The 11,940-nt window shown below is 63.2% G+C and carries 10 protein-coding genes; 5 read left to right on the top strand and 5 right to left on the bottom strand.

Annotation, left to right across the window (positions count from 1 at the left end; all coding sequences use genetic code 11):
- Positions 1-39: 39 nt before the first annotated feature.
- Both M1D97_RS06610 and nagA read right to left on the bottom strand, forming a co-directional pair.
- Positions 40-1,059 (bottom strand): SIS domain-containing protein, encoded by a 1,020-nt coding sequence (locus M1D97_RS06610; protein WP_456269938.1) that lies wholly within the window; start codon positions 1,057-1,059, stop codon positions 40-42.
- Between the two features lie 46 nt (positions 1,060-1,105).
- A complete protein-coding gene (gene nagA, locus M1D97_RS06605) occupies positions 1,106-2,206 on the bottom strand; it encodes an N-acetylglucosamine-6-phosphate deacetylase (protein WP_456269937.1) in 1,101 nt (366 codons plus the stop codon).
- Between the two features lie 136 nt (positions 2,207-2,342).
- Between nagA and M1D97_RS06600 the strand changes: the two genes are divergently transcribed.
- The 5 genes from M1D97_RS06600 (at position 2,343) to M1D97_RS06580 (ending at position 8,199) form a co-directional block, all read left to right on the top strand.
- Positions 2,343-2,969: an SDR family oxidoreductase gene (locus tag M1D97_RS06600; RefSeq protein ID WP_456269936.1), complete on the top strand. Its 627-nt coding sequence runs from the start codon at positions 2,343-2,345 to the stop codon at positions 2,967-2,969.
- A 99-nt stretch (positions 2,970-3,068) separates the two neighbouring features.
- Positions 3,069-5,027: an exoribonuclease II gene (locus tag M1D97_RS06595; protein WP_456269935.1), complete on the top strand. Its 1,959-nt coding sequence runs from the start codon at positions 3,069-3,071 to the stop codon at positions 5,025-5,027.
- 184 nt (positions 5,028-5,211) lie between these two features.
- The gene (locus M1D97_RS06590; protein WP_456269934.1) at positions 5,212-6,351 is read left to right on the top strand and encodes a glycosyltransferase family 4 protein; all 1,140 of its coding nucleotides are present in this window, start codon (positions 5,212-5,214) and stop codon (positions 6,349-6,351) included.
- The gene (locus M1D97_RS06585; RefSeq protein ID WP_456269933.1) at positions 6,344-7,117 is read left to right on the top strand and encodes a DUF2334 domain-containing protein; all 774 of its coding nucleotides are present in this window, start codon (positions 6,344-6,346) and stop codon (positions 7,115-7,117) included. Before M1D97_RS06590 ends, M1D97_RS06585 begins: the two co-directional genes overlap by 8 nt.
- A gap of 65 nt (positions 7,118-7,182) precedes the next feature.
- Positions 7,183-8,199 (top strand): lysylphosphatidylglycerol synthase transmembrane domain-containing protein, encoded by a 1,017-nt coding sequence (locus M1D97_RS06580; protein WP_456269932.1) that lies wholly within the window; start codon positions 7,183-7,185, stop codon positions 8,197-8,199.
- A 67-nt stretch (positions 8,200-8,266) separates the two neighbouring features.
- Here the strand turns inward: M1D97_RS06580 and sucD are convergent, their stop codons facing one another.
- The 3 genes from sucD to lpdA all read right to left on the bottom strand — a co-directional run bounded on the left by sucD (position 8,267) and on the right by lpdA (position 11,861).
- On the bottom strand, positions 8,267-9,139 hold the full coding sequence (gene sucD / locus M1D97_RS06575; protein ID WP_456269931.1) for a succinate--CoA ligase subunit alpha: 873 nt from the start codon (positions 9,137-9,139) through the stop codon (positions 8,267-8,269).
- Complete coding sequence (sucC, locus tag M1D97_RS06570; protein WP_456269930.1) at positions 9,139-10,305, bottom strand: ADP-forming succinate--CoA ligase subunit beta; 1,167 nt, start codon at positions 10,303-10,305, stop codon at positions 9,139-9,141. The genes sucD and sucC overlap by 1 nt, the downstream gene beginning before the upstream one ends.
- A 119-nt stretch (positions 10,306-10,424) precedes the next feature.
- Positions 10,425-11,861 carry a dihydrolipoyl dehydrogenase gene (gene lpdA / locus M1D97_RS06565; RefSeq protein WP_456269929.1) on the bottom strand — a complete coding sequence of 479 codons (1,437 nt, stop codon included), beginning with the start codon at positions 11,859-11,861 and terminating at the stop codon, positions 10,425-10,427.
- Between the last annotated feature and the right edge of the window lie 79 nt (positions 11,862-11,940).

Genomic DNA, 11,940 nt, shown 5'->3' with positions numbered 1-11,940 from the left:
CATCACGGCCGTGGTGTCAGCCATTGGACCGACACATCCTCAGCGCGTCTGCGTGACCTTGTTGAGAAATTCCGGGTGGTCGGGATCATGCCCGGTCGCGCGCGACAGCGCCTCATTCATCAGATAAAAGCTCTGAATGGCACACAGTGGCGCCAGTGCCTCATGCGGTGCGTCGGCAATGGTGAGATCCCGCGAGGCCACCGAGGCATCGGCCGCCAGCACTACCCGGGCGCCGCGGCTGCGGAAAGTGTCAGCCAGCTCGACCAGCCCCTTTTGCGTGTTCCCGGCGGGGGCCAGGATCAGCACCGGGTAGTCACGCCCCACCAGCGTCATCGGGCCGTGCTGCACCTCGGCGCCGCTGAAGGCTTCCGCCTGGATAACGCAGGTCTCCTTGAACTTGAGTGCCGCTTCCTGCGCGATGGGCAGGCCGACGCCGCGGCCGATGACCAGCAGACGATCAACGTCGCGCAGCTGTTCCAACGCCCGGCCCCAGTCAAGCCGGCAGGCCTGATCCAGCGCCTCGGGCAGTGCATTGAGCCCTTCAAGCAGGGCGTGATCGCGCTGCCAGTGCGCCAGCAGCGAGGCGCTGGCCGACAGCGTGGCCAGAAAGCTCTTGGTGGCGGCCACGCTTTTTTCCTCGCCGGCCTGCAGGTCGATGACATGATCGGCGCCGCGGGCCAGCGGCGAATCCATGGCATTGACCATGGCAAGGCTCAGGGCACCGCCGGCTCTGAGCGCTCCTTGCGCCTCGATCAGGTCAGGGCTGCGCCCGGACTGCGATACCGCCAGCGCCAGAGTGTTGTCGAGTTGCCAGGCGGTGTCATCCAGGGTGCACAGTGACAGCGGCAGCGACGCACAGGGCCGGCCGGTCATCTGCATCATCAAGCGGGCAAAATAGCCGGCGGCGTGATCGGAGCTGCCGCGTGCCACGGTCATGCCACCCTGCAGGGGCCGGTGGCGCAATGCCTCGCCCAGCGGCACCATGGTGTCGCGGTTGACGCGCCACTGCTCGGCAATTCGTTGTGGCGCACTCAGCGCCTCGTTGCGCATCAATGACATGACGGTTCTCCGGGCCCGGGGGCACAAAAAGGGATTATCGGACGGCTCATTCGATCACCGGCTGCCCGGCCACCCATACCTGCTCGACGTCATGCTGCGGCGACAGGACCACGATATCCGCCCGGTAGTTCGGTGCCAGTACGCCGCGATCGTTGACGCCCAGATAGCGGGCCGGCCACAGCGACAGGTGCCGAGAAGCCTCTTCCAGTGACAGCCCGAGACCCGTCAGGTTACGCAGCGTTACGTCCATGGTCAGGGCACTGCCGGCCAGCCCGCCATCGGCCAGACGGACGCTGTTGCCCTGCTTGAAGACGCGATGGTCGCCGAGACGATATTCACCGTCCAGCATGCCGGCCGCCGCCGTGGCATCGGTGACCCCATAAAGATGCGGTATGGCGCGGCGCGCGGCCAGCACGGCACCGGGTTCAACATGGATCAGATCGCCGATCAGTTCGGCGTAATCGCCATGGGCCAGTGCCGCCCCCACCACGCCCGGCGCACGGTGGTGCAGCCCGCTCATGGCGTTATAGAGATGGGTGAATCCGCGGGCCCCGGCCTGCAGCGCTGCCACACACTGATCATGGGTGGCGGCGCTGTGGCCGATCTGTACCCGGACACCCCGGGCGGCCAGCGTGTCGATCAGCGCCATGTGCCCGTCGATCTCCGGTGCCAGGGTGATGGCACGGATGGGGGCCAGCGCATCAAGGGCATCGAACTCCTCCAGCGTGCCCGGACGGGCATGGGCCGGCTGGGCCCCCAGCCTGTCCGGACTGATGAAGGGGCCTTCAAGATGGAGGCCCATGATGTCGGCGGCCCGATCGGGCGGCGCGGCCATGACACGGCCGGCATCGCGAAAGGCGTCAAGCAGCGCCGTGCGGGACGCCGTCATGCTGGTGCCCAGCAGACTGGTGGTGCCAAAGCGGGCGTGGGTACGGGCAAGCGTGGCCAGTGCATCGCCCCCTTCCATGAGATCGTCGCCACCGCCGCCGTGGACGTGTAGATCGATAAACCCGGGAATGAGGCGAGGCGCGTCATTCTCCTCGGGGACCACCGGCGTACCGCTGACACCGGCAATCCGGCCCTGTCGGAGGGTCAGCTCCCCCCGGAACCATCCTTGTGGTGTCAGTATGTTGCCTTCCAGTGTCATCGCCCGTTTCCCCGTCTGTTCTGGTCATCAGGGGTGCCCTGATTGATATGGCGTCATGACACCCCCATCTGAATACCCACGTATCTTCAGCGCTGCCCGGCCTTCAGGCAAGGGCGCCAGACAAGAGGTGTCAGTCATGACCACACTGGTTATCGGTGCCAACGGCGGCATCGGCCGCCGCCTGTGCGAACAGGCCGCCCGCCACGGCTACCCGGTCCGCGCCATGGTGCGCGACGCGCAGCAAAAGGCCTTTTTCGATTCGATCGGGGTCGATACCGTCACGGGTGATCTGAGCGGTGAGATGGCCCATGTCCTCGAGGGCTGCGATCAGGTGGTCTTTACCGCCGGTTCCGGGGCGACCACCGGCCCGGATCAGACCCTGATGGTGGATCTCAACGGCGCCATGCGTGCCATCGACCTGGCCCGGGAACACGGCATTCGACGGTTTGTCATGGTCAGCACCCTGCATGTCGACCCGCTCCGGGGCCCGGAAGGGCTCAGACCCTATCTGGCCGCCAAACGCGCCGCCGATGCCTATCTTCAGGCTTCCGGTCTTGAGCACGTTATCCTGCGTCCGGGCCGACTGAGTGATGACACCGGCAGTGGCCGCATCGAGATCGATGCAGGCAGGGCCACCACCGACAGCGTGTCGCGCGACAATGTGGCCCTGTCGCTGCTGACCCTGCTGTCGCGCCCGACACCCGCCCCCGATGAGGTCATTCTGCTCGATGGCGATCACCCCATCGAGCAGGTGCTGGGATAATGCGCCCGCCCCTGCCCTTGCCGGGTCGCAGGGGTGCCTCTTTCACCGGCTCGTGTGAGGCCTTATAGTAGGCCCCCGATTCCCCAACCGATTAACGAGATGCTCTCGAACAACAGCCAGCTCGCCCAGCTCAAGCAACAGATCCGTGACAACACGCCCCGCGTGACCGGTGTCATCAAGGCCACCGACAAGGGTTACGGCTTTCTGGAAACCGACGATGGCCAGTCCTATTTCGTGCCGCCCCCCGCCATGAAGCAGGTGCTGCACGGTGACCGTGTCGACGCCGTGCTTCACGAGGAGAAAGAACGCAAGAGCGTCGCCCCGGATAACCTGGTCGAGGCCGGGCTCGAGCGTTTCATCGGCCGCGTCAAAAAGCGTGACGGGCGGCTCTCTGTCGTTCCTGATCATCCCTCCATCAATACGCCGCTGCGGGCACGCACGCATCGCAGTATCGAGGAGAGCTCGCTCAACGAGGGCGACTGGGTGGTCACGCGATTGCTGCGTCATCCGCTGCGTGAAAACGATCGCGGCTTTTTCGTTCAGATCGATGAAGTGATCGCCACCAGCGCACACCCCGCGGTGCCCTGGCGTGTCACGCTGGCGCGTCATGCGCTGGAGCAGGCCTCGCCGACAGCCGGCGACAGCTGGCCGCTGCGGGAAGAAGGCCTGGAGCGCAGTGACCTGACCGATGTGGCCTTTTTCACCATCGACAACGACACGACCACCGACATGGACGACGCGCTCAGCGTCGAGGCACTCGAAGACGGTCGTTTCCGCATGAAGGTGGCCATTGCCGACCCCACGGCCTATGTCGAGCAGGGGGATGCGGTGGACCGGGAAGCCCGCCAGCGCGCCTTCACCGTCTATCTGCCGGGTCAGAACGTCACCATGCTGCCCGAGCCGCTGGCCGATGATCTGTGCTCGCTCAAGCAGGATGAAGACCGCCCGGCCATCGTGTGCACTCTTGAAGTCGATGCCGAGGGCGTCATCGGTGACTACCATTTCGAGGCTGCCACCGTACGCTCGAAGGCGCGCCTGAACTATGAGCAGGTCTCCGACTACATCGAGGCGCTCGATGCCGGCACCACACCCGCCTGGACGCCGGACTTTGACAACGGTGACGCGCAGCTTCAGGCACTGGCCGGCCTGACCCGGGCGCGCCAGCAGTGGCGCCAGCAGCATGCGCTGGTCTTTGCCGACCGCCCCGACTATGTCTTCAAGCTCGACGAGACCGGCAACGTGCTGGATATCGTGACCGAGGAGCGTCGTATCGGCCACCGCATGGTGGAAGAGGCCATGATTACCGCCAACGTCTGCTGCGCTCAGCTGCTCAGCGAACACGTGGGTCACGGCATCTTCAACGTCCATCAGGGTATCGCGACCGACAAGGCCGAGCAGGCGCAGGCGTTTCTGGCCAGCCAGTCCGTCGAGGCCACCCAGGAGCAGTTCAACGACATCGCGGCCTGGCGCGCCCTGCGTCACCAGCTCGACGCGCGTCAGGATGCCTGGCTGGATGCCCGCCTGCGACGCTTTCAGGGCTACAGCGTCATGCAGACCGAGCCCGGGCCGCACTTCGGCATGGGCCTGCCGGCCTACGCCACCTGGACCTCGCCGATCCGCAAGTACGGCGACATGATCAACCATCGCCTGATCAAGCAGGTGCTGCGCGGTGACACCGAGCATGACAGGGCCGCCGACGTGTCGGTGACCGATCACCTGAGCGAGCGCCGGCGCCTGAATCGCATGGCGGAGCGCGACGTCAAGGACTGGCTCTATGTCCGCTATCTCGCCGATGCCGTTACCAGCGAGACGACCTTTGAGGGCGAAATCGTCGATATCCGCCGGGGCGGTCTGCGCGTGCGGCTGCCGGCCAACGGCGCCTCGGCCTTCGTGCCCGCCTCGATGCTGCACACCGATCGTGATGCCATGACCATCGATGACAAGGAAGGACTGATCACCATCGATGGCGAGCTGCGCCACCGCCTGGGCGACGTTCTCAACGTTGTGCTGATCGAAGCGCGTGAAGAGACCCGCTCGCTGGTGGCACGTCCTGCCTGATCCTTCTGCTCGCCCCGGTCTGCGGGGCGAGCGGATGTCCATGGCTTCGGGATTACAGTTGGTTACCCGTTGCTCCGGCAGTCATCAGATTGACACATTATACTAGGGCGCCTGCTGACGGCCTGCTCCCTGCAGGAATGGGCTGCCTGACCAAATACGTGCGGTTCGAGGAGGGTTCGGCGGAGTGCATATTGCCGACATGACCATGTTTTATGCGCCATCGAGCGGTGGCGTGCGTACCTATCTCGATGCCAAACGCCGTCGCTTGAACGCCACCGCCGATATTCGACATACGCTGCTGGTACCGGGGGAGAGCTACACGCACCAGGCAGAGGACCACCGGGTCAATGTCCCTGCCGCGCCCCTGCCCTTCAGCAACGGTTATCGCTTTCCCCTGACACGGCGTCCGTGGCGTCGTGCCCTGCGCGATGTGCGCCCGGATCTGGTCGAGGCAGGCGATCCCTATACCGTCGGCTGGGCCGCGATCGCCGGGGCACGCGAACTGGACATTCCACTGGTGGCCTTTTATCACTCCGATCTGCCGACCATGATCAGCAACCGGCTGGGCAACTGGTCCCGTCCGCTGATCAACGCCTATATCCAGCGGCTTTATGCGCACTATGATCGGGTGCTGGCCCCCAGCAACGTCATGGCGCAGCGGCTGGAACGACTCGGCATCGGTCACGTGCGCGTGCAACCGCTGGGCGTGGATCTGACAACCTTCCACCCTTCCCTGCGCGATGACAGCGTCAAAACCGAACTGGGGCTTTCCGAACAGACCCGGCTGCTGGTCTTTGCCGGTCGCGGCTCGCAGGAGAAAAACCTTCATATCCTGCTGGAGGCGATGCAAAAGCTTGCCGACAACGCCTCGCGGCCCTTTCATCTGCTGCTGGTCGGCTCTGCCATGCCGACCCAGGTGCCGGATAACGTCACGGTCATCAATCACTTCTGCCCGACCGCCGAGATCGCCCGCTATTTCGCCAGCAGCGATGCCCTGCTGCATGCCGGCACCCAGGAGACCTTCGGTCTTGTCGTGCTTGAAGCCATGGCCTGCGGTATCCCGGTGGTAGCCACAAGAGCCGGCGCGCTGGCGGAAAATGTCCCGGAAGACTGCGGCATGCTGTGTCAGCCGCTGGACAGCGATGACATGATGCAAAGCATCCTGGCACTGTTTGAAAATGACGCCCGGGCGATGGGAGAACGGGCCCGTGCCCATGTCGAGCGCCACCATGACTGGAACATCGTGGTTCAGGGGGTCACGCATCACTATCGGGAGTTGCTGGGCATCAGCACAACGGCAGGGGCGAGCGTACAACATGGCTGACAGGGAATTCGCACTGGTGCTGCACGACATTGCACCTGCCACCTGGCCCGATTATCGCGCCTTTGTCGAGCAGATCGATGGCCTGGGGGAGATTCCCATGACCTGGCTGGTGGTGCCGGATTTTCATCATCGCAGCAATACCTTCGAGGATGCCGGCATGCTGCGCCTGTTACATCAGCGCAGGGCGCGCGGCGACGAACTGGCGCTGCACGGCTTCTATCACTGTGATGATGCGCCGTCCCCGCGCACACCGCGCGACTATTTCATGCGCCGGCTCTATACCTATGAAGGCGAGTTCTACCCCCTTGGCTACGATGAGGCGCTTGAGCGGCTGGAGCGCGGTGCCGAGCTCTTTCGCCGCCAGAACTGGCCGCTGGATGGCTTTGTCGCGCCGGCCTGGCTGCTGGGCGACGGCGCACGCCGCGCGCTTGCCACCCAGGGGTTTACCTATACCAGCGACCCCGATCATCTTTACCGACTGCCGGACTACACTGCCATCAGGGCGCCTTCGCTGGTCTGGAGCGCCCGCAGCCGTTGGCGACGTGGCATGTCCTGGGTGGTCAACGAGCGGGCGCGGCGGCGCCATCGGCATGCACCGCTGATTCGACTGGGGCTGCATCCGGTCGACATGCGCCATGAGGTATCCCGACGCTACTGGGTGGATACCATCCGCCGCCTGCTTGATGACGGGGTTCGTCCCACCACCAAGATCAGCTGGCTGCATCGTCAATCGAGCCCTTCATCGGACAGTGCGACAACCTCATGATACCGGATGGACGCCCCGGGCGGGCGTCCATCCGGATATGAACCATTCCCTGATCAGTTAATGTCATGAAAAGAACACTCTGGCTGCTGGTCGCAGGCCTTTTTGCCGTCATGGCAATTCCCGTCATGCTGGGAGGCCGCGACCTGCTGCATCTGCTTCCCGGCTTTCCGCCGACCATTTTCGCCCTGATGCTGGGAATGGTACTGGTATGCTGGCTGCTCAACGGGGCCAAGCTGAGGGTACTGCTGGCCGGGCGTGCCGGTGAAATGGGCCTCATGCGTGCCACCGGCACGGTCATGGCCACCGAATTTGCCATCTGCGCCACACCCGGCGGCAGCGGCGGCCCCCTGACGCTGATTGCCCTGCTGACGCGGCGCGGCGTCCGCCCGGCCCAGACCACGGCCATCTTTGCCGTGGATCAGATCATCGACCTGCTGTTTTTTCTGTGCTCGATGATCGCCATGATGATTTATGTCATTACCCGCTCGATCGATGCCCGCCTGGGGTGGATGCTGGTTCTGCCGATGACGCTGCTGTGTCTGGTCCTGCTGGGCGTGATACTGATGGGGCGCTATCACCGCAGTGTGCTGATGGTCTCCGGCCGGGTGCTCAGCAAGATGAAGGTCAGCCCGCGGCTTCAACAGGGCATGGTCCGGCGCATCCTGATCTTCAAGAAAGCCTTTGCCGAAACCCTGCGGCTGCCGCGCTCGGCACTGGCGCTGGCCTTCGGGCTGGGGATTGCACACTGGATGGTGCGCTACAGCATTTTGTTCGTCACGCTGTATGGCCTGGGCCAGCATCTGGACTGGGCCTGGACCTTTCTGGTGCAGATGCTTTCCATGGCTGCCGGACAGTTAACGCTGCTGCCGGGAGGCGCCGGTGGCACCGAGCTCTCCTCGTCCGCGCTGCTGGCGCCCATTGTCGGACAGAGCACGGCCGCTGCGGCCATTCTGATCTGGCGCGCCGTGACCTACTATTTTTATCTGGTCGCGGGGGCGCCGGTCTTCATGCTGATGGCCGGACGACCGCTGCTGAAGAAGGTGCTTGAAGGACGCAAGGCTGAAAAGCCATCGGATGTCTGATCCCTTGTGGCTGAAAAAGACATAAAAAGGGGGGCCGAATGGCCCCCCTTCCGGCTTGCGCGCGACCTTACCAGCCGGTCGCTTCCTTGAGCTTGTCGCCGATTTCCGCCAGCGACCGCACCGTATGCACACCGGCGGATTCAAGTGACTGGAACTTGTCGTCCGCCGTGCCCTTGCCACCGGCAATGATGGCGCCGGCATGCCCCATGCGCTTGCCCGGGGGCGCCGTAACGCCGGCGATGTAGGCCACGACCGGCTTGGTCACGTGCTCCTTGATGTACTGAGCCGCTTCCTCTTCCGCCGTGCCACCGATCTCGCCGATCATGACGATCGCCTCGGTTTCGGGATCCTTCTCGAACATCTCGAGGATGTCGATGAAGTTGGAACCCGGGATCGGGTCGCCGCCGATGCCGACACAGCTTGACTGGCCGAAGCCGTGGTCCGTCGTCTGCTTGACCGCTTCATAGGTCAGCGTACCGGAACGCGAGACGATACCGACTCGACCGGGCTGGTGAATGTGCCCGGGCATGATGCCGATCTTGGACTGCCCCGGCGTGATGACGCCCGGGCAGTTGGGCCCGATCAGGCGAACACCCAGCTCGTCGCACTTGACCTTCACATCCAGCATGTCCAGCGTCGGAATGCCTTCGGTGATGCAGATGATCAGCTTGATGCCGGCGTTGGCCGCTTCAAGGATGGAGTCCTTGCAGAAGGCGGCCGGCACATAGATGACGGTGGCTTCCGCACCGGTCTGCTCGACGGCTTCAGAAACGGTATTGAACACCGGCAGGCCGAGATGGGTCTGGCCGCCCTTGCCCGGCGTCACACCGCCGACCATGTTGGTGCCGTATTCGATGGCCTGTTCCGAGTGGAACGTGCCCTGACCACCGGTAAATCCCTGGCAGATGACCTTGGTGTTCTTGTCAATCAGGATACTCATTATTTGCCCTCCGCTGCTTTAACCACCTGCTGCGCCGCATCGGTCAGGCTGGTTGCTGCAATGATGTTGAGGCCGCTTTCGGCAAGCTTTTGCGTGCCCAGCTCGGCGTTGTTGCCTTCCAGGCGAACCACCACGGGCACGTTGACGCCGACCTGCTCGACCGCGCCCATGATGCCTTCGGCGATCATGTCGCAGCGAACGATACCACCAAAGATGTTGACCAGAACGGCCTTCACCGAGGTATCCGACAGGATGATCTTGAACGCTTCGGCCACGCGTTCCTTGGTGGCACCGCCGCCGACATCAAGGAAGTTGGCCGGCTGACCACCGGAGAGCTTGATGATGTCCATGGTGCCCATGGCCAGGCCTGCGCCATTGACCATGCAGCCGATGTTGCCATCGAGCGCAACGTAGTTGAGCTCCCACTTCTGGGCGTTGGCTTCGCGCTCGTCTTCCTGGCTGGCATCGCGCATCTCTTCGAGGTCGGGATGACGATACAGCGCGTTGCTGTCCAGATTGATCTTGGCATCCAGGCAGTGCAGATCGCCGCTTTCGGTAATGACCAGCGGGTTGATCTCCAGAAGCGCAAAATCCTTGTCGGCAAACATTCTGGCCAGACCCAGGAAGATTTTGGTGAACTGCTTGAGCTGGTCCTTGTTCAGGCCCAGCTTGAACGCCAGTTCACGTGCCTGGTAGGGCTGCGGTCCGACCAGCGGATCGATTTCGGCCTGGAGAATCTTTTCGGGTGTCTCTTCAGCCACCTTCTCGATCTCGACGCCGCCTTCGGTCGAGGCCATGAACACGATGCGACGTGAACCGCGATCCACGACGGCACCCAGATACAGCTCGCTGGCGATATCGGTGCAGTTTTCGACCAGAATCTTCGAAACCGGCTGGCCCTTTTCATCCGTCTGATAGGTCACCAGCTGCTTGCCCAGCCACTGTTCGGCAAAGGCACTGGCCTCTTCGGGACTCTTGACCAGCTTGACACCGCCTGCCTTGCCGCGACCACCGGCATGCACCTGGGCCTTGACGACCCAGCGGTCTCCGCCAATTTTCTGACAGGCCTTGGCGGCTTCTTCGGGACTGTCTACCGCATATCCCTTGGAGACCGGCAGACCATAATCAGCAAATAACTGTTTTGACTGATACTCGTGAAGATTCATCGTCTCATGCCATTGGTTGCATTGGACTCGAATGATGAGGCGCCGGCCGCTGGCGCAACGCCCCATCCCGATTCACTCCGGCCTCGGTCGAAGTGAGGTTCCACGTCAATGTCGTCGCATCAACGCTTCTTGCGATTTGCCATGTGGATGGCGTGTCCTTCCACCGCCAGCGCCGCTTCGTGCACGGTCTCGGACAGTGTCGGGTGGGCAAAGCAGGTCAGCGCCAGATCTTCGGCACTGGAGCCGAACTCCATCGCAATCACGCCCTGGGCAATCAGCTCACCGGCATGCTGGCCGATAATGTGCACGCCGAGAATACGATCGGTGCTGGCATCGGTGACGACCTTGGCCATGCCTTCGGTGGCATCGTTGGCCATGGCACGGCCGCTGGCCGAGAAGGGAAAGACGCCGGACTTGACCTCGTAGCCTTCCTTTTTGGCCTGCTGCTCGCTCAGGCCGACCCACGCCACTTCCGGCGCGGTATAGATGACGCTGGGGATGGCGTCGTAATTCATCTGGGCCTTTTCGCCGTGGATGATATCGGCCACCATCATGCCCTCTTCCGAGCCCTTGTGGGCCAGCATCGGGCCGCGAACCACGTCACCGATGGCAAAAACGCCCGGCGCGTTGGTCTGGCAGGTATCATCGACCTGAACGAAGCCACGCTCATCCAGCTCGACCCCGGTGCCATCCGCCAGCAGGTTCTGGGTATAGGGACGACGACCGACGCAGACGATCAGCTTGTCAAACGTCTGCTCCTGCTCGCCGCTGCTGTCGGTGTACTTGACGACAACCTCGTTGTCCTTGATGTCGGTGCCGGTGACGCGCGCGCCCAGACGGATATCAAGTCCCTGCTTGCCAAGCAGCTTTTTGGTCTCCTTGGCGATCTGCTCATCGACCACCGGCAGGAAGCTGTCGAGGGCTTCAAGCATGGTCACTTCACTGCCCAGGCGGCTCCAGACGCTGCCCAGCTCCAGACCGATGACACCGGCGCCGATCACGCCGAGCCTTTCGGGCACTTCCTCGAACTCCAGCGCCCCGGAAGAGTCCACGATCAGACCTTCGGTCAGCGGTGCCGGCGGGATTTCGACCGGCACACTGCCGGAGGCGATCACCACGTTTTCGGCTTCATGGGTTTCGCTGTTGCCGTCGCGATCCGTGACTTCGACCTTCTTGCCCGGCAGCAGCTTGCCCGTGCCTTCAAGCGCGGTGACACCGTTGGCCTTGAACAGGGCGCTGATGCCCCCGGTCAGATTGGCTACCGTCTTGTCCTTGCGCGCCATCATCTTCTCGATGTCGATTCCGACATCGCCGGTCTGGATGCCCAGATCCTTGTAGTCGTCACGCGCCTCGACAAACTTGTGAGAGGTTTCAAGCAAGGCCTTGGAGGGAATACAGCCCACATTCAGGCAGGTACCACCGTGCACGGTCTTGCCGCTCTTGTTGACCCACTTTTCGACGCAGGCCACTTTCATGCCCAGCTGGGCAGCACGAATTGCGGCAACATAGCCACCGGGGCCAGCGCCGATCACGATGACATCAAATTTGTCAGCCATGTGTATCCCTGTTCGATTCATTGGCGATCACCCTGCATGCGGCGGGCAATCGTTACAAAACAGTCCGCCCGGTACGAGA

The organism is Kushneria sp. AK178, assembly GCF_053903105.1.
The sequence above is the reverse complement of the archived record's forward strand: the minus strand, read 5'-3'. Positions and strand labels throughout refer to the sequence as shown.